Annotated in this window: 18 protein-coding genes; 14 read left to right on the top strand and 4 right to left on the bottom strand. The window is 30.3% G+C overall.

Annotated features, from left to right (window positions below):
- Positions 1-99 precede the first annotated feature (99 nt).
- Positions 100-870 (bottom strand): hypothetical protein, encoded by a 771-nt coding sequence (locus tag QZN45_RS04910; protein ID WP_296811482.1) that lies wholly within the window; start codon positions 868-870, stop codon positions 100-102.
- 597 nt (positions 871-1467) lie between these two features.
- Here QZN45_RS04910 and QZN45_RS04905 point away from each other — a divergent pair.
- The 11 genes from QZN45_RS04905 (at position 1468) to QZN45_RS04855 (ending at position 8879) form a co-directional block, all read left to right on the top strand.
- Positions 1468-2658, top strand: a complete 1191-nt coding sequence (locus QZN45_RS04905; protein WP_296811479.1) for a hypothetical protein — start codon at positions 1468-1470, stop codon at positions 2656-2658.
- A 1-nt stretch (position 2659) separates the two neighbouring features.
- Positions 2660-3436 carry a hypothetical protein gene (locus tag QZN45_RS04900; RefSeq protein ID WP_296811477.1) on the top strand — a complete coding sequence of 259 codons (777 nt, stop codon included), beginning with the start codon at positions 2660-2662 and terminating at the stop codon, positions 3434-3436.
- Positions 3437-3503: 67 nt separating this feature from the next.
- Positions 3504-3695 (top strand): hypothetical protein, encoded by a 192-nt coding sequence (locus QZN45_RS04895; RefSeq protein ID WP_296811474.1) that lies wholly within the window; start codon positions 3504-3506, stop codon positions 3693-3695.
- The gene (locus tag QZN45_RS04890; protein WP_296811471.1) at positions 3692-3865 is read left to right on the top strand and encodes a hypothetical protein; all 174 of its coding nucleotides are present in this window, start codon (positions 3692-3694) and stop codon (positions 3863-3865) included. Before QZN45_RS04895 ends, QZN45_RS04890 begins: the two co-directional genes overlap by 4 nt.
- Positions 3862-4113, top strand: coding sequence for a hypothetical protein (locus tag QZN45_RS04885; RefSeq protein WP_278514536.1), 252 nt, complete (start codon positions 3862-3864; stop codon positions 4111-4113). Before QZN45_RS04890 ends, QZN45_RS04885 begins: the two co-directional genes overlap by 4 nt.
- 24 nt (positions 4114-4137) lie before the next feature.
- Positions 4138-4401: a hypothetical protein gene (locus tag QZN45_RS04880; protein WP_296811466.1), complete on the top strand. Its 264-nt coding sequence runs from the start codon at positions 4138-4140 to the stop codon at positions 4399-4401.
- A complete protein-coding gene (locus QZN45_RS04875; protein WP_296811463.1) occupies positions 4394-4993 on the top strand; it encodes a hypothetical protein in 600 nt (199 codons plus the stop codon). Before QZN45_RS04880 ends, QZN45_RS04875 begins: the two co-directional genes overlap by 8 nt.
- A 14-nt stretch (positions 4994-5007) precedes the next feature.
- Positions 5008-5952 carry a hypothetical protein gene (locus tag QZN45_RS04870; protein ID WP_296811461.1) on the top strand — a complete coding sequence of 315 codons (945 nt, stop codon included), beginning with the start codon at positions 5008-5010 and terminating at the stop codon, positions 5950-5952.
- A 5-nt stretch (positions 5953-5957) separates the two neighbouring features.
- Positions 5958-6809 carry a hypothetical protein gene (locus QZN45_RS04865; protein WP_296811458.1) on the top strand — a complete coding sequence of 284 codons (852 nt, stop codon included), beginning with the start codon at positions 5958-5960 and terminating at the stop codon, positions 6807-6809.
- A gap of 13 nt (positions 6810-6822) precedes the next feature.
- Positions 6823-7845, top strand: coding sequence for a hypothetical protein (locus tag QZN45_RS04860; protein WP_296811456.1), 1023 nt, complete (start codon positions 6823-6825; stop codon positions 7843-7845).
- Between the two features lie 2 nt (positions 7846-7847).
- A complete protein-coding gene (locus QZN45_RS04855) occupies positions 7848-8879 on the top strand; it encodes a hypothetical protein (protein WP_296811453.1) in 1032 nt (343 codons plus the stop codon).
- A 53-nt stretch (positions 8880-8932) separates the two neighbouring features.
- Here the strand turns inward: QZN45_RS04855 and QZN45_RS04850 are convergent, their stop codons facing one another.
- The 3 genes from QZN45_RS04850 to QZN45_RS04840 all read right to left on the bottom strand — a co-directional run bounded on the left by QZN45_RS04850 (position 8933) and on the right by QZN45_RS04840 (position 13257).
- Entirely contained in the window at positions 8933-9610 is a 678-nt protein-coding gene (locus QZN45_RS04850) for a hypothetical protein (protein ID WP_296811450.1), read from the bottom strand.
- A complete protein-coding gene (locus QZN45_RS04845) occupies positions 9610-12441 on the bottom strand; it encodes a class I SAM-dependent DNA methyltransferase (protein WP_296811447.1) in 2832 nt (943 codons plus the stop codon). The genes QZN45_RS04850 and QZN45_RS04845 overlap by 1 nt, the downstream gene beginning before the upstream one ends.
- Before the next feature lie 210 nt (positions 12442-12651).
- Entirely contained in the window at positions 12652-13257 is a 606-nt protein-coding gene (locus QZN45_RS04840; protein WP_296811444.1) for a hypothetical protein, read from the bottom strand.
- 203 nt (positions 13258-13460) lie between these two features.
- Here QZN45_RS04840 and QZN45_RS04835 point away from each other — a divergent pair, with 203 nt between their 5' ends.
- From QZN45_RS04835 to QZN45_RS04825, 3 genes are all read left to right on the top strand, one after another.
- A complete protein-coding gene (locus tag QZN45_RS04835) occupies positions 13461-16439 on the top strand; it encodes an Eco57I restriction-modification methylase domain-containing protein (RefSeq protein WP_296811440.1) in 2979 nt (992 codons plus the stop codon).
- A 277-nt stretch (positions 16440-16716) separates the two neighbouring features.
- Entirely contained in the window at positions 16717-17211 is a 495-nt protein-coding gene (locus tag QZN45_RS04830; RefSeq protein ID WP_296811439.1) for a hypothetical protein, read from the top strand.
- 11 nt (positions 17212-17222) lie between these two features.
- Positions 17223-18161 carry a hypothetical protein gene (locus QZN45_RS04825; RefSeq protein ID WP_296811436.1) on the top strand — a complete coding sequence of 313 codons (939 nt, stop codon included), beginning with the start codon at positions 17223-17225 and terminating at the stop codon, positions 18159-18161.
- The last annotated feature ends 6 nt before the right edge of the window (positions 18162-18167 follow it).

Raw genomic sequence — 18167 nt, 5'->3', positions numbered from 1 at the left:
CATTGTATTTGATATTGATTCTATTGTATAATATCTTATATTTTTTATGAGAACCATTATCAATAGTTCATCTATTAGATTCAACTAATTCGATGATGTCTACTTGAGAAAGATATTTATTACAATTATAATAATTAATAATAAGGTTATAAATTTTAATACGCCTCCCCATGTTCTAAGTTCAAAAGGTAATTTTTTATTTAACAAATCGGGTGATGCTATTAGAAATAATATTAATATAAATATTATTAAATAAATCAGATTAAATGTTAAATATGTTGAATTTAATAAGTCATTAATAAAATTATTCATATAAAATCCAGTTATTATGGCAAAAGGCATGTTAATTAAAAAATAAATTAACGGATTATATCCTATTGTATTTTCATAGTACTCATTTCCATAATCATCTTTTCTGATAATTTGGCAATTCTTATCATCAAATACACTAATTCTAAATAACATAAATATTAATGGAAGATATTGTGAAAAAAACATTATTACTGCAAATGTTAATCCATAACTTTTAAAGTTTGGGTAAAAAAATAAAAGAGATATCACAATATTAAGAATAACCAATAAATAAAATACAACGGAATAATTCATACCAATGTGAAATTCAGAAAATATGCCGTATTTATTATCAAACCAATCCCTTTTGTAAGTAAAAATTGTCATTAAAACACTTAAAACTAAAAATACGAACAGAGCATAATAAATGTTCATTGAGAAAGTTTTAGATAAAATTAAAGATGCAACTATTCCCCCTAAAAAAGATAAAATGAAAAGAATAATTGAATATATCTTTAATTCATCTGAATCTAAATTAGCCCAAGGAGTATTTATAATTTGAAATAAATCATTATCCATATAATTCACCATAATTGAATAGTAATAAAGTTTTATGTATTTATTTCATGACATATATTTTTTATGGATGGGATAATAATGTGAGAGTGTTAATTTTTTTGAAATAAGTCTGTATGGAAATTGATGCATTGGTGACAGTCAATTAATAATATTGATTGCAGGAGTTCTAAATCTAATATCTGCTCTGATAGAACTACTAACTGCAATCTTAAAAAATAGAGGGGAGTAAAAAAATTACTCCTCCACTTATCTTAAATTTTATATTTTTTTTATTTAAATTTTTACACACATCAAAAAAGGAGATAAAAACATGTTTGCAATATTCTCCTATAATCATTAAATGTTTTTGTAATATTACTAGTAAAATATTGTAAAAAAAATAGTTTCATGTTAATCTTGTAGAAATTATTGTTAGAAAAACTGGATTTGCTTCTAATGCTCTGTATTTGCTCCTTTTCAAAAAACTAGTTTCCGTTAATAAATGGTTGGTGTTAATATTATTTTAATTTGAAGGGGTGTTGAAATCGTTAATGCGAATATGTAATATTACATTTTTTATTATATTATTTATATAAATTAAATAATATAAATTAAATCATGACATTGCAAGATGAATTACAAATAAACATCGTGATGAGTAATTACAATCAAAGGAGTGGTAGCTATTCGGGAAACTATGATTACATCTATTTAGATAATCTGGCAAGTAGTTCTTATTCTAATCTTTTCAGAATTGACTTAAAAAACCTGAAAATCAAAACCCTAGACAAAACAGAATGTCATGCATTATACATTCCAGCATATGGTTCACAACCTGCAGCAATACTTGTGAGAATTCCAACAGGTAAGATCTCCCAAACTACAAAACTATTGCTGGATGTTTATGACAGATCAACTACATTCTCAAGCACTTTAACAACTGGTAATGATGTATTAATGTTTGATGCAAATTCTGATACATGCTCACAATATTTCATGAATTACTCAGGTTTAAGTATCAACAATGACTCAACAGATAATGGCAGATTTTTAAGAGCCAGATTTGTTCCAAGCCTTGATGGTAGCTCTCCAACATCATTATTCACAACAGTTGCTTCAGGTCAGTCTTTATCAAACAATCGTGTTACTGTTGCAAGATTTAAAAGAATTTCAGGATGTGTTGATGTTAATGATAATGCAACATATCATGGTTCAACAGCGGGAAGTGTCATGATGCAAATGGACGGAAGTCTCACACCCTATGGCATTGACACCAAAGCAACATCACTCAACTGGGCCAACAGTGATAAAGACTATTTGATGTTTAACGGAGCTAAAACTTTAGTTCAGGTTTCATCCTGGGACGCCTACAATCAGGGAAGCGATGAAGATGGAAATTACAAACAATACCATATTCATGGAAGAGTAGGAAACGGTTTTTCATCAAGCAGCGATTATTTGGAAGGGTTCAGCAGAAACAATCCAACCAAAATCTATGATGATAATTTCGCTGAAGTAGAGATTTCTCCAACATTCTTTGAAACAACAGAATTTGAAGACTACAACTATATTGATCTAAAATGGCTGTTAATATTTCCATCACCCATAATTGCAGCTAATGGAATTCCACAGGTGACAGTAACGGAAAGAATTAAAACTGGAATTCGCTTATACAAAGGAAGCCATGAATACACAAAGGCCTACAGAGGCAGTACGTTAATGTGGAACGCTAATGATGATGACATGGACGATACTGGACTTCATATTCCAGATAAAATAATAAACAAGAATTGGGATTGGGTGTTTTAAAATGATAATTGATTATGATATAGATTCAACAATTGGACACGGACGTGGATATCCAACAGGATTGGAACACGAAGAGAAAATGGATGTAATAGCTTGTCTTTTAGATGAGGGCGAGAGATTCTATGTTAATGATGAACATACTGCATGGATATGTGAAAACCAATGTGCAGTAGGTGAAATGGTAACACTGAATGAATCATCCACAATGGAACACACAATTGTCAGAAAAGCAAAAGAAAACGAACTGGCTTTCGGATATCTCTTAGGCAAAGTCCAGGTTAAGACTTCAGGATTGACTTTAGTGGCAGTAGCTGTTCTTGGTGATGTTTTCAGATTGAAACTGAAAAGACCAGCTCCAAAAGATATTCTGCCAAATACAAGAATCTACATTGACAGTGATGGTGAATGCAATCCTGAACATGGCCATGACTTAAGACTATTATCGATTGTTAATCTAACGGAAAATGAAGATACAGAATACATTAGAGTTTATAGACAAATGTCTGAAATTGAAATGTATCCTGAATCCCAGAATTGTATTGATCTTGCAGACTGCAGTTTTGAACAGGATGAAATAACTCATGTCGTTAATATGATTGTACCAACTGAGGCAAATATAATGGCTCAGGCCAATTATGTTAAAGATGCTGACGGCGTTACCTATTGTGAACTTCCTGATGTAGCTATTGTCAATGATGTCAGGTTTGTCTGGGAAGATAACAAACTCTACATGGAATGGGAAGGTTGTGATGATGGCAAGGATATATATCTTATATAAATTAAATAATAAAATACATAATAAATTATATAATAAAAAAGATAATATATTATAGTGAGGTTTAATCATGACTATAAGGAAACTTGTAGGAACTTTAGAAAATAAAGGACCATATATCGATCAATCAACAGGACACTGGTTCTACTGGAACGGCACAAGATACGTCGATAGTGGCTATCCTTACGCAGTTAAACCTATAATATCATTTAAAATCGAAGATGGAATACTATACTACTCAATAACATGGGAGGCACAATGAAATACATAAAATACTTTGAAACAATCGAAGAATACCAAACCTGGATGAGCATAGAAGAAAATGCTGAAGAAGTATACAAATCAGAAGAAAAAATGTGCGTTGATGGAGTAATAATCAGCCACACATACAAAGATTTTGAAAATCCAATAGCTATAGGTGATACACAATGATTTACGAATGGATAGAAAGAAACAGAAAAGACATTGACATATTAACTTCATTTCTCGTTACAGCTATTCCAGTTGTCATGCTATATTCAGAAGCATTGGGAATTACAGAAAATACAATCCCATACTGTATTCTCATGATAATCTTAGGAATAGCAAGCCATTACGCAAGTAGAATTAGAGGCCAAGGAGATGTTGAAGACGCAAAACAAAAAGCTAAAAGAGTTTTGGGTTACCCTGAAAAACAATAAACTTCTTTGGAGGATATTCTTATCATGAACCAACTAAAAAAGAAGATATTAATATGTAACTTTACCAAAACAATTTCAAGTGCTGTTTTAACGGCTGTAGCTATCAACATCATCATGACCAATGCCACAAAGTATGCTTTAATTGAAGGACTATTGCCATTTACACTAGCCATCATCATTGTCGCATCAATTGACATTTATGAATATAGATGTGAGTATGAAGACAAGATTAACATGGATGAATTGGAAGAGAGAATAGAAAAGTTGGAAGGTAATCAAGATGAATAAAGGTAAAATCCTGATTGCAGTTCCAACATTCGAGAATATCAAACCGGAATGTTTTAAAAGCATATTCGGTTTAACAAATCCAGAAAATTATAATCTCTTCTTTGATTATGTCAAAGGCTATGATTGTGCACGTGCAAGAAATGAAATAGCTAAACTCGCACTCAAACACAACTTCGACTACGTGTTAATGATAGACTCAGATGTTAGTGTTCCTAAGGATACCGTAGTTAAGCTATTGGAATGTGAAACAGACATTGCTTTAGGATGGTACTACAAAAAAAGAACAAAAACAGATCAAACTGTCATCTATGATTTTGGAAAAGACTACACAGACAAAAACATGATCTATGGTGAAACATTATGGAAAGCTAATAATCCATTTGATATTAAAGGTGGGGGGCTGGGAATAGCTCTCGTTAATGTTAATGTCTTCAAGAAAATGGCATATCCATATTTCAAATACATAATCTATGACAATGATACTGTACTGTCTGAAGACTTGTATTTCTGCACAGAAGCTAGAAAATATGGAATAGATATCAAATGCAATCCAAATGTAAAAGGTAATCATATATATGAAGTGTTAATGTAAAAAGAGGGATGTAAATGTCAGACCAAATTGTTTTATTGGAAGGAAGAAAAGAAGTAACTACATTTTTACTTGATGATGGGGATGTAACCTCAAAAGATGTAGTTACAGAAACAGGCCAGAACATTGGCTATGAATATACATCAAAACTTTATCCTGAAGATACTGTTACAATCTCAGACAAATCAGAAATCGGAAAAGAAATGGTTAAAAAATACACTGGCGATAATGATGAGATACCAATAGGCATTATCGTTAATGACCCAATGGTAATGGATAACGGTCAAAGAAAAGCCAGTGTGTTAGTGTTAGGCCAATTATACAGACTCAAACTAGCGGGTAATATTAATGATATTGTTCCAGCAGATAAAATCAAATTAACTGAAAATGGGGCGGTCAAAGATTCTTCCGGTGAATTCTTAGCATTACATCCAGTAACTGATTCAGATGAATATCATTATGTTAACTGCTTTAAATTATCAAGTGCTGGAGGTTCTGGTGGAGGTGGTGAAAAAGGCGACACTGGAGATACCGGACCAGCAGGACCAAAAGGAGACACTGGAGATACGGGACCTAAAGGCGATACAGGTGATACAGGTCCAAAAGGTAATACTGGAGAGGAAGGAGAAAGCATTTGGGTTTATAATGATACTGCACATAGAAATATAACATTTGAAGGGAAAGACTCAAGTGCAACCATATATTATTCAGACATAACTGGACCTAAAGGAGACACAGGTCAAAAAGGTGACACAGGAGATATAGGCCCTAAAGGAGACACCGGAGATACAGGTGCAACTGGTGATACAGGACCTGTTAATCTTGCAGGTTCTTTAGATACAACAGACAATACTAACGCTATTAAAAATGCACCAGTAGCTACAGCTATTCAAAATCTTCAAACAAGTATTGGAACAATAACATCCACACAACAAAGCAATCTTAATCTACTCGGGAGCTGATTAACATGAGTTTCACACCACCCGACCTTTCACAAGTCCTAACTAATGAACAGCTAATGAATACAAGATTAACAACATTAAGAGCTAATCTAAGAACTGGATTAACAAATGCTGGAATTAGTTATAGTCAATCTGATACTATTAATCAATTAATTGACAGATATGAAATACTTCCAATATTCAAAACGGAAGATGATGAAAATCCTTTAACTGCTGAGAAATTGGGAACAATTTATCAATTAGCTAATGTAACTAGTGGCAATTGGAATGTTTCATCTTTAAAAAATAATGGATATTTTATAGGATATGAAAGAGATACAAGCGTTCACGAATTTAAAGAAGAAGATACGTATTATGCAGCAGTATTTGGTAAATTTAATACAACTCCCGGAACTTACTATTATGGAGACAATAACGGTTGGAAAATAGAATTCAACATAGAAGATATCGGAACACAATACGGATATTTTGGAATCGGATTTTTTGTTTCAAACGTTCCATTAACAAATAGAGATAGTAATGGATATACTGGAGTATTTATTGGATTATATGAAGGATATCCTGGAGTATGGAACTTGAATGAAAGATGGGGATTGCCTAATGGTTCAGTGTATCTTGATGATGTCGGTAGAAACTTTAAAGGAACCGCCATATTAGAAAAAACTGATGACTATTACTTGTCATGGTCATTCAAAGATTCAAATGGTAATGTTATAGAGTCCGATACTTTTGATCCAGGCAGGGTTTGGAACTCAGATGAAATAACATTTGGCATGTTTGCAAGCTGCCAAATAGAACAAAGTGGATACGCTGTAGGGATGATAAACAGAACCAAAATATATTATGAACCAGAATAACGGAGGCGTTAATGTGAGTATAGCTAGTAATGTTATTTTAGAAAACACAAGATTTGGAGCTACCAGAACAAAACTCAGAAACAAATTAACTGAATATAATATTTGGTGGGACAATTCCCTAACAATATTTGAGCTCGCAGAACGATTAATGATGATGTTTATAATGCCAATACAAGCTACTGTGAAATCAGAAATCATTACTCCTGGAGGATTTGAATATAGTGTAACATTAGAAGATGCTGGAGTTCCGGTCGATTGGTGGATTGATGGAGTACATAGTACTGTTAGAACTAATAGCAATGGAGTTTCAGCTGTTAATGTACCATATGTTCAGGATGCAACAGGAACACTAGTCAGCAAAGTTGGAAGAAAAGTAGCTATTGACATTAATTATAAATGCGTTCCATTTCCAAGCTTTAATGATTATGGATGGAATTGCGATATCTATGCTTATGATATTGTAAAATATCCTTCAAGCATTTCACATACATTTGACATCTCCGAAGTGGATTATACTGAAGTATATAATCTAGCTAAAGATGTTGGAAGCGGAAACGTTGTAATGGCCATACCCAATGTATATTCAAACGGCATTAGTGGAGATAATGGAATTCACCTTCAAGCTGATTTGTATCAGAAAAAGGACAGCAATCAAGGTTGGGGAGATGCAATAGCTTTAGTAAATTCAAAATCATTAACTCATTATAGAGATACAAAAATCTTAGAATTGGGAGCATATCCTGGTAAAAAAGGATTGAAATATTCAACTTCCGATCATGTAGTGCGAGATGTTAATGTAACAACAGGACAATTAACTTTAGATTCACAAGACTACTATTTTGACTTGTATTATGATAATGGATATGTTATAGCAACAATAAGACATGGCAGTACTGTTGATTTCAGATATGAAGCAGACATAAGTGATAAAATAACATTTGATACTTTCTATCCGGCCATAATGATTTATGATGCGGGAGGACATGTCCAATTTGAAAGCATAAGTGTTGAACCATGGACATATGAGGGGGAATAAGATTGGCAGAAAATACAGAATGGATTGCACTCGGAAGAGTAGTGGGAGATACCGGAGAAAAAGGAGATACTGGAGTTGGAACAACAATAAAAGGAAGCTACAATTCATTGGAAGAATTGATAGCCGAACATCCAACAGGTAATGATACAGATGCATACATTGTAGACGGTAACTTTTATTTCTGGAATGGAAATCAATGGGAAAATGCCGGAAGTTTAAAAGGAGAAACTGGAGCAACTGGACCAGCAGGACCTAAAGGTGATACAGGTGATAAAGGCGATACTGGTGAGAAAGGTAGTAAAGGAGACAAAGGTGAGACTGGAGCAACTGGGGAGAAAGGAGAACAAGGACTTAAAGGAGATACTGGAGATACAGGAGCTACTGGTGATACTGGACCGGCCGGCGCAACTGGTGACACTGGAGCTACTGGTATTGGTACTACTATTAAAGGTTCGTATACTACTTACCAAGAACTAATAGCTGCACATCCAACCGGTAAGGATGGAGACAGCTATTTAGTAAACGGTTCCCTTTATGTTTGGCTTAATAATACTTGGGATAATGTAGGAAATATAAAAGGAGAAAAAGGAGACACAGGAGCAACTGGAGATAAAGGAGATACTGGTGATACCGGTGCTAAAGGAGACGCTGGTGAAACAGGACCTAAAGGTGATATGGGTGTTGGTAGTGATGAAGAAGCTGGATGGAAACTGCCAGTAGATGAAATAAGAACTACAAATACATTACCTACAGGTGTTAGTGCAGGTTATCGTGTAGCTATTGTTACTAGCTCAGTCATGACCATTAAAGAGTATAACGGAAGTTCATGGGATACAGAATCTCTTGATGCATATTCTGTGATACCATTAAAGCATTCCGGAGGTATACAGATGTATCTTGCAAAATCAACAGGACCCGTATATATGGGCGTGGAATATGGAGTCTTTGGTAAATTCAGATTTATGACACAAGCAGAATATGATGCATTAGGTAGTTATGATGAGGATACAATTTATTTTGTAAGAAATTCGTAATTGAAAAAGATAGAATAAATTAATATTTATAAGACATTCTAATGGTTATAATATCAATTATTTGAGAATATTGGTGTGTAATCTAACATTAAATGAATTATATGGATGTTTTTGTTATTGTAATCTCGTAATGTTGTTAATGTATAAACATGTTCATAATCATCATGAGGATTATTATTTAGGGAGGATATATTATTTTCGTTTAATTTTTCATTAATTTTTATTATAATCTTGTCCATGTTCCAATTATTTTTAAATTCTTCTATAAAACAAATCATTCCAGCATAATTAGCATTACTCGAATATTTACCTTCTAAAAACTCTAAAATACCATTTTCATAATAGTTCTCTTTAATTTTTAAATCATTTCCAAATCTTTTACATTCAATAGTATGATAATATTTGTTAATGTGAATATTTTTTAAAGTTTGATATTGAATTTTTATATCTAATAACCCTCTTTCTTCAACATCTTCCCTTCTTTCTTGAGGTTCACAATTTATAATTAAATTATTAAAACCATAATCTTCTTGAATTTCAAGCAGGGTATCTACGAAATCATCTCGATATTCATTTTCTCTTTTTCTAATCATTTCAGATTTGCTATAAGTTTTAGTATTTAAAATTTCAAAATATGTGTGTATTGCTAAATTAATTAATTTATTAAAATGTTCTTCACTATCAATATTTTCAAAGCGTTCAAAATATTTAAACTTGGAAGAATCTAACATTATTCATCCTCCACACCCATCAAGGAATTTGTAAATTCAATTAAATCTTTTCTAGCAATAGCTCTATGCCAATTTTTAAATTCATTTGATTTAATTACATAAAAAGAAGTTTCTTCGAATCCTTTAATGTCTTTTTGCACGAATAAATTTTGTTTTTCTTCAATACTTATGTCTCCAAAGAGGTTTAATATATCTGTTTTATTTTCATTATATCCAATTAAATGTTTTGGAGGTTTTTCATCAATGATAAATCTAATTCCAATAAAATGTTCTGATTTGTAACATTCAGCATGGAAATATTCATTATTTTCTGCTTTGAAATAATTTTTGAAATATTTAACAAAAACCATAATATAATCTTCTAAAATTTCATTTGAAACTTTATGATACACATTTTCTTTTTTAAACATTGGTAACGTAACATCAGTAAAATAATTTACTAAATCTTTTTCTAAATCGGTAAATGATAATAAATCAAAAATTAATTTGTCAATTTTTTCTTGAATGATTTGTAATTTATCACTATCTTTGTTATTTAACATTTCATCAACATAATTAACAAGTGTGTCGTTGATAATCATAGGAATATTTTTTATTTCATTTAAAAAGATTTGTTCTCTTTCAATACCAATTGATGAAAAAGTTAAAAAAGACAAATAAGAAAATAATTTTGAATTTAAAAATCCCACCATGCATTTTAATAATTTTTCATCATATTCTTCTCCTTTTATAGACATAACACTATCAGTAAAAACCCATTGTTTTTCAGAATATGTGGAAACACATTCAAAATCTTGAGTAAGGGTTTTTTTAACTAAAACATATGGTGGAGTAAATGTTTCTTTAGTCCTTGGACGTGAAACATTTGCAATATTCCATTTTTCAATATGTCTTTCATCAATATAATATCTTCGAAGCATTTTATGTTGAACATCTAAAAAATCATATTTGAAATATTTTGTTGCATCTTTATTTCCATTGCCTTTCATTATTCCAAATGAACTGAATAAATCATATTTTTTAATATATTGGCCAATATTTTTTTTAGAGTGCAATCTATTTATTAATTGGAAGTCTAAAGTATTTCCATAAACCAAAACTTTCCAAACCCAATCATAATCATGCAAATCTTTTTGTGAAATAAATTTAATATCAGATTTCTGTATTACAACAGAAGATAATAAATAAAATAACTTGTTTGGTTTAAGTGAAATATGTTTTACATTATTGCAATTTTTCATGTTGGTGTTATAAAATAATATTGAACCTGGTCCAATAGCATTATTAAATATTTCTTTCCTAATTGATGAAAATTCCAGTACTTCAGTTAAATTAAAATTTTTTAAGAAGTATTTTCTAAATTTTGAATCATTAAAATTATATAACAGTTTACTTGTAACTATTAGTGCAACATCAGATGACTCATTTATAAAATCATCAACTCTAAGTAAAAATGATTGTGCTATTTGTTTATTAGAAACGGGTAAATCCTTTTCTTTACAATATTCTATATGGGATTTTTGTTTTGATCCCCATGGAGGATTACCTACAATTAAATCAAAATCATTTAATGAGTTAAACAATCCATCTAAATTGAAAAAATCATCATTAAAAAAGTTTTTATTTAATAATTGAGGCATTTTAAAATGTTTAATTTCTTTAATATCTAAATAATCGAATAATGTTAATTGTATTGAAAGAATAGTCATTTGAATTGCGTCTTTATCAATGTCAATTCCATAAATATTTGATGTTAAAATCTCTTTTAATTCATCAGATGTTATTGTGGAGTTCACCTCTATATGTTTATCAATTATTCTTCTCAATGATTCGACTAAAAATACTCCAGAACCACATGATGGATCCAAAACTTTACAATTAGTATTATTTTTTAATTTTTTATCTAATGTATTATTTAGTATATAATCTACTAAAAACAAGGGAGTATATATTGCTTTTTGATTCTTTTTAGAATTATTATCCTGGAGAAATGCTTCATAAATATTACTTATTAACTCAATAGGAATTATTTCAAAATCATATGGGCAATCAAGAACAGCTTGTTCTGGATTCTTCATGTCAAAACCACTGAATAATTTATGCAAATTTTTCAAATGTTTATCTGTGATTTTATTTTTTTGATTTTCAGTTAATTTAAACAAATCAGGATTAAATTTTTCTTCAAGAGTGTTGAAAAATTCAAATAAACATTCTTTTTTTAGGATGACCTTATTAAACTTACAACCATAATTATTAATAAAAAATTCATCTTTACAAATGCCTCTGTCAATGAGATATTTTGAAAAGATTAATTTCCCAATTAAACTATGTATAATTTCTAAATCTAATTTATCTTTCTTTAATAACTTAATTGTTATTTTAATATTCTCCAATAAGTAATTTTGAACTCTTTTTGAATTATTAAATGAATTGTGGTATTTATCAAAAAAAGTTCCATTGGCTAAGTTGTAAATATTAAAAATTTCTAAATTATCATCTTTTGAAAATTTACCTAAAAATGAGTTCTCATCATCGAAAATATTGGAATTATAAACCTGAATTTCCTCTGGAAGGATAATAAATATTATTGGAACATCATTGAGGTTCCAGATTCCTTTACGGAAATCATCAATATCTTTTTTAGAATATGTGTCGAATTCTTTGAAGATAATTAATGGATTTTCATCTAAAATATAAATTGCATCATAGTCAATGTATTTTAGAGAATTTTTGATACGTGAATTTATTTTTAAACCTTCTCCTTTTAAAAATAATCCATTATCTTCATTTAATTCAAGTTTATCCAACAAGTTTCTCAGAGAATCTTCCATGATTATAATTTAATCAATGAAGTATTTAAATATTTTCTTTATTTGTCATATTAATCAATTAAATTACTTAATTTACTGAAAACAATATTATATGATGAGATAAATATTATTAGATGATTACAATATTGTTTTCATAATATAAATCATGTTTTTTGAGTAATATGATATTTAACTATGGTGGAGTATCATATCTAGAAAAATAAAAAAAGATTAATCTAAATGATTAATCTCTAACTCAAAATCTTCATTTAATTTTTCAAGTTCATTAATAACTTGCTGTTCTAAATTCTTTAAATCATCATCTAATAAGCTATATAGTTTGATGGTTATTGAAATAAAACCTCTAGAACTATCAGTGGAATTTTTGATAGTAATTTTTTCGTACGCTCTGTTTGCACCAATGAATTCATAATTTTTTGGAAGATTTTTGATTATATGGATTTTACGCAGTATTTTTTCATTAAACGCATTTGTTGATGTAAAATGAACTATTATTTCTTCTCTACATTCAAAATAAACAGATTCAATAAGTTCATTTGTATCAAAATCCTTTAATTTATAATTAACATTTAATTCATCAAGATCTCTACTAAACTTGGATAACATTTCGTCAAGTTCCTCTTGACTGTCCGCTTCAAATTGAAATCCAATTATATCAAAAATACAATCTTCTAGCTTTAACTCATATTTTGTAGAATATAAATCTCCAGTATGCCAAAAATTTATAGTTCCATATTCACAAATTTTATTTTCAATTATACTTATTTTTTCTTCGTCATCAATATTAATGACGAAATTTTTTTTAATTTTTTTCATAGTACGTTTTAGTTAGATTTTAATAATTAAAAAAGTTTATGGTATTTTATACTTGTACACAAACAATATATTGTATATATTAATTGTTTAAACGATTTTTAAAAGTATTCATATGTAATTCATCATAATTCGATTAAGATTATATCTATTTTTATTAATCATGATTGACATAACTTAAAATATATTGTGAGTAAGGTGTTTCTATGATTGATTTTGAAACTAGTAAAAAACAAATTGCAAGTCTTGTTGAAGAGTTTAAGACAAACGAACATATCTATAAAACTGTAGCATTTGATGAGGAAAATACCAAAATTAATTTCATAAACAAATTCTTTCAAGCTCTTGGTTGGGATGTAACAAATGAAGCAGGTGTTGCACCACAATTCAAGGATGTTGAATTTGAGGATACTGTTATTGTTGGTGGAAAACCTAAAGCTCCTGATTACTGCTTTAGAATTGGTGGGGCAAGAATATTTTTTGTAGAGGCCAAAAAGCCTAGTGTAGATATTGAACATGACAGACGCTATGCATTTCAGCTTAAAAGATATACTTGGAGTGCACATCTGCCTTTAGGATTACTCACAGACTTTGAAGAGCTTGCAATATACGAACCTAAAACTGCACCTAAAAAAACTCACAACACAAGTGTCGACAGAATTAAATATTATCATTACAGTGAATACGTTGACAAATGGGAAGAGATATATAATATCTTCTCTAAAGGAGCTGTACTAACTGGTAAATTTGATCAATACGTTAAAAACATTCATGGTGATAAAAAAGGAACATCTACTGTAGATTCAGAATTCTTAAAAACTATTGAAGAGTGGAGATTGGAACTTGCAAAAAATATTGCGCTCAGAAATAAAGAATTAACAGTGGATGAATTAAACTTTGCAGTTCAACTAATTATTGACCGTATAATCTTTTTAAGAATAGCTGAAGACAGAGGAATAGAAAAATATGGTCAGCTAAAGAAATTAACTGAACTAGCAAGAAATGAAAAAGATAACTATCAGGTTTATGAAGCGTTCATAGAATTGTGTAGGAAAGCTGATGCTAAATATAATTCGGGATTGTTTCATTTCACAGAAGAAAAAGACATTAGCTTAAGTGCAGATACACTGACTCCAGGTCTAAAAGTTGATGATGGTAAATTAAAAAAGATTATTGACGGATTATACTATCCCGACTGTCCTTATGAATTTAGTATGATTTCAACTGAAATTTTAGGAAACATTTATGAACAGTTCCTTGGAAAAGTAATTAGATTAACTGATGGCCATCAGGCTAAAGTTGAAGATAAACCTGAAGTTAAAAAAGCAGGAGGAGTATTCTATACTCCGCAATACATTGTTAATTACATTGTTGAAAATACTGTCGGTGAACTTCTGAAAGGAAAAACACCAAATAAAGTTTCTGAGTTAAGAATTGTTGATCCGGCATGTGGTTCAGGTAGTTTCTTATTGGGTGCCTATCAAAAGCTATTGGATTGGCATGTAGATTATTATTCTAATCTAGATCAACCTCCAAAAAATGTAATCTACATAGGTAAAGATGGAATTCCTAAATTAACTATTCAGGAAAAGAAAAGAATTTTATTAAACAATATTTATGGTGTGGATATTGATTCTCAAGCTGTTGAAGTAACTAAATTAAGTTTACTTTTAAAAGTACTTGAAGATGAAAACAAAGATGTGTTAGAAGCTCAGCAGAAATTAATACAAGAAAGAGCATTGCCTTATCTTGGAGATAATATCCGTTGTGGAAATAGTTTAATAGGCACTGATATTTTAGAACAACAGGATTTAACTGATGATGAAGTATTTGAACTTAATCCTTTTGATTGGGAAATAGAGTTTTCTGATATATTTGAAACTGGAGGATTTGATGCTGTTATTGGAAATCCACCATATTTCAACATACAAACTCTGGGCGCCAATTCAAATTACTTTAATTATTTGAAAAATAATTATGAGATCTACATGGATAAAAGTGACATATTATTTTATTTCATTTCTAAATCTAGTAAAATTTCAAAAGGTAAAATTGGATTTATCATATCCAATGCATTTCTGTTTTCAGATAAAGCAAAAAAATTAAGAAATTATATCTTAGATGATGTCTCTCTTGTCAAGATTGTTAATTTTGAAAAATATTTAGTATTTAATGCTGGAATTACAACTGCTATAACAATATTTGACAAAACCAAAAAATATTCTTCCACTAAAGCTTTAACTATACCTGAAAAAGATTTAGATAAAAAAGAGTTAATTAATATAATTAATGATGATGAATTATTTTTTAAAGTAAAATTTGATAAAAATAAAATATTTCCATTGATTAATGATAAGATAAAAAAATTCAATTCCAAGATAGATAGTACTCATGAAAAATTAGGTGATATCTGTTTAGTTGGTAAAGGAATGGAAACTGCAGCAGATAAAATTTTTTCATTTAAAGAATATCCGAAACAATTCCCTCCAGAATTTATTAAATTAAGAGTCACTGGAAAAAATTCTGGAAGATATTTTATTAATGAAAATACTGATTTATTGTTATATTATGAATTTATTAATGATTTTAAAGAATTGCCTAATGAAATAAAAGAATATCTTAAATCTAATAGAGCTGCATTAAATAAGCGTGCTACAGTTAAAAATGAAGGAAGGCCTTGGTGGAAATATAGTAGGCCTATGCATAAAGAATTTTATAATAAGCCTAAGCTATTTTGTAGTAGAAGAAATTCAATTAATGAATTTTCATATGATGGTGAATTTAAATATCTGAGTTTCTCAAATATGACTGTTATCTTCGATACAAATGAAAATTTTGATTTAAAATATATTCTAGCATTATTAAACTCAAAATTATTAACATTTAGATATAGATCTTTAGGTAAACAAACTGGAAATGGTATTTATGAATATTTCCCTAATGGAATTTCCAAATTGCCAATTCCTGAAATCCCAATTGAAGAACAAAAAGTATTTGTTGATTTGGCGGATAAAATGATTGAATTAAACAAAAAATTATCTGCTTGTAAAACTCCTAAAGAAAAAAGAATATTGGAAACACAATTAAATAAAACTGATGAAATAATAGACAAATTAGTTTATGAGTTATATGAATTATCAGATGATGAAATTAATATTGTTGAAGAAACTGTAAGTGAATCTTAATTTTTACTTTCAATATTATATAATATAATAACAAATATTATATTGGGGACAAATTAATTTCACTCCTATATTTGTTTTCAAAATAGAAGTAAGTCATCTTTATTTTAAGGACATTCCATTACAACTCTATTTTGGCTTATTTCTATTCTATCCCTTATTTTGGATTATTAATCGTTAATGTCAATCTTTGCTAAATTTTAAAAAAAGTAGCCATAATATATAAATATTTATATATTATAAATAATAAATTATATAATAAATTAAGTGGAGGACATTTATGGCAGATTCTATAATATTGCTTGAAGAGAGAAAAGAAGTCACAACTTTCCTATTGGATGAAGGTACAATCACTGCAACCACAGTAACAACTCCAACTGGAGAAACTCCAGGTTATGAGTATGCAGGAAACAAAGTCAAGGTCGATGATGCAGTGACTCTATCTGCTGCCTCAGACATTGGAAAGCCAACAGTTAAAAAATACACTGCTGCTGAAGATGAAATCATTTTAGGTATTGCAGTCAACGATCCGGTCACCATGACTGGGGGTAGAAGGAAAACTTCAATCCTAGTTTTAGGTCATATGTTCAGATTAAAACTAGCCTCAGGATTATCAAACATTGATGTCAATGACAGAATTGCTCTAACCAGTACTGGAGCAATCAAATCAGATGACGGCGAATACATTGCAATGCACCCTGTAGCTAGTTCTGATGATTACAATTATATCGAAGTGTTCAGACCATATGATATTGGAACAACAGGTCAAACTTAAGGTGATAGTGAATGATTACAAAAGGAAATGATACCAAAGTGCAAAACGAAGTAATTGCTCAAACCATTACTGATGAGTCAGCTAAAAGATTAAGATTGGCAAGGCTCTTTCCAAAGCAGGAAATCAAGGAAAACTCTGATTACTATACTTACTTCCGCCAGAACATCAATCTTGATGATGCAATCAAACGTGGACTTTTGGGTGAGGCAAAAGACCTGGCACCGGGAGCATCCCTGCAGGAGCTGAACATAAGAAAACCTGTAACAGACACTATCAGCATTGACACAGTCGGAGGAGTATTAAACGTCAACAAGGATGTCTTTGACAGTGACAGAATCTCTTTTGAGGACTTGTTGGCGGATGTGGCAACACTTATTGCCAATAAAATCGAGTCCAACATTTACAATACTCTTGTAAGCTCACCTAAGGTTCCAACATACAATACCACACAAACTGAGGATACCATGGAGGCATTCGGTCAGTTTGTCATCAAGGCACAGGAAGCATTTAAAGGAAGTTCCGGTGCAGGTGCAGATTTAACAGTAATGGTTGAGTCATACAGGACATTAAGCTATATTAAGCAATTGGCATATATTAGCAATAAGCTGGTTCAGCCGATTGAGGAAATACAAAGCTATTATGGTGTGGATAATATTGACTTTTTGGGAACAACCCATGCAGACGGCGGTGCAATGCTTGGAGAAAAGGACTACATTGCATTTGACTTAAGGAATGCGCCGTTGACCGTGTTGTATTCCAAGTCTTCAGGAACTACTGTTGCACCAATTACATCAGATGAAAACATTGCAGACTTTTATCCAATCATCGAAATCATGAGAAAGGACATCTATGATGAGCTGCCACAGTATACTAAACTGTTCATCCAGTCCAAGGTTGGAATATTGTTAAATAAACCGCATCTTGCACTTACAGGAAAATGCAGACCATAAAGGTGA

This window comes from uncultured Methanobrevibacter sp., from assembly GCF_900314695.1.
Taxonomy (GTDB): domain Archaea; phylum Methanobacteriota; class Methanobacteria; order Methanobacteriales; family Methanobacteriaceae; genus Methanocatella.
This window is presented reverse-complemented; position numbering and strand designations above follow the sequence as displayed.

Excerpts from the sequence above, each read along its gene's own strand:
- QZN45_RS04910 (WP_296811482.1), bottom strand. The coding sequence starts at position 870 with ATGGATAATGATTTATTTCAAATTATAAATACTCCTTGGGCTAATTTA.
- QZN45_RS04905 (WP_296811479.1), top strand. The coding sequence starts at position 1,468 with ATGACATTGCAAGATGAATTACAAATAAACATCGTGATGAGTAATTAC.
- QZN45_RS04900 (WP_296811477.1), top strand. The coding sequence starts at position 2,660 with ATGATAATTGATTATGATATAGATTCAACAATTGGACACGGACGTGGA.
- QZN45_RS04895 (WP_296811474.1), top strand. The coding sequence starts at position 3,504 with ATGACTATAAGGAAACTTGTAGGAACTTTAGAAAATAAAGGACCATAT.
- QZN45_RS04890 (WP_296811471.1), top strand. The coding sequence starts at position 3,692 with ATGAAATACATAAAATACTTTGAAACAATCGAAGAATACCAAACCTGG.
- QZN45_RS04885 (WP_278514536.1), top strand. The coding sequence starts at position 3,862 with ATGATTTACGAATGGATAGAAAGAAACAGAAAAGACATTGACATATTA.
- QZN45_RS04880 (WP_296811466.1), top strand. The coding sequence starts at position 4,138 with ATGAACCAACTAAAAAAGAAGATATTAATATGTAACTTTACCAAAACA.
- QZN45_RS04875 (WP_296811463.1), top strand. The coding sequence starts at position 4,394 with ATGAATAAAGGTAAAATCCTGATTGCAGTTCCAACATTCGAGAATATC.
- QZN45_RS04870 (WP_296811461.1), top strand. The coding sequence starts at position 5,008 with ATGTCAGACCAAATTGTTTTATTGGAAGGAAGAAAAGAAGTAACTACA.
- QZN45_RS04865 (WP_296811458.1), top strand. The coding sequence starts at position 5,958 with ATGAGTTTCACACCACCCGACCTTTCACAAGTCCTAACTAATGAACAG.
- QZN45_RS04850 (WP_296811450.1), bottom strand. The coding sequence starts at position 9,610 with ATGTTAGATTCTTCCAAGTTTAAATATTTTGAACGCTTTGAAAATATT.
- QZN45_RS04845 (WP_296811447.1), bottom strand. The coding sequence starts at position 12,441 with ATGGAAGATTCTCTGAGAAACTTGTTGGATAAACTTGAATTAAATGAA.
- QZN45_RS04840 (WP_296811444.1), bottom strand. The coding sequence starts at position 13,257 with ATGAAAAAAATTAAAAAAAATTTCGTCATTAATATTGATGACGAAGAA.
- QZN45_RS04835 (WP_296811440.1), top strand. The coding sequence starts at position 13,461 with ATGATTGATTTTGAAACTAGTAAAAAACAAATTGCAAGTCTTGTTGAA.
- QZN45_RS04830 (WP_296811439.1), top strand. The coding sequence starts at position 16,717 with ATGGCAGATTCTATAATATTGCTTGAAGAGAGAAAAGAAGTCACAACT.
- QZN45_RS04825 (WP_296811436.1), top strand. The coding sequence starts at position 17,223 with ATGATTACAAAAGGAAATGATACCAAAGTGCAAAACGAAGTAATTGCT.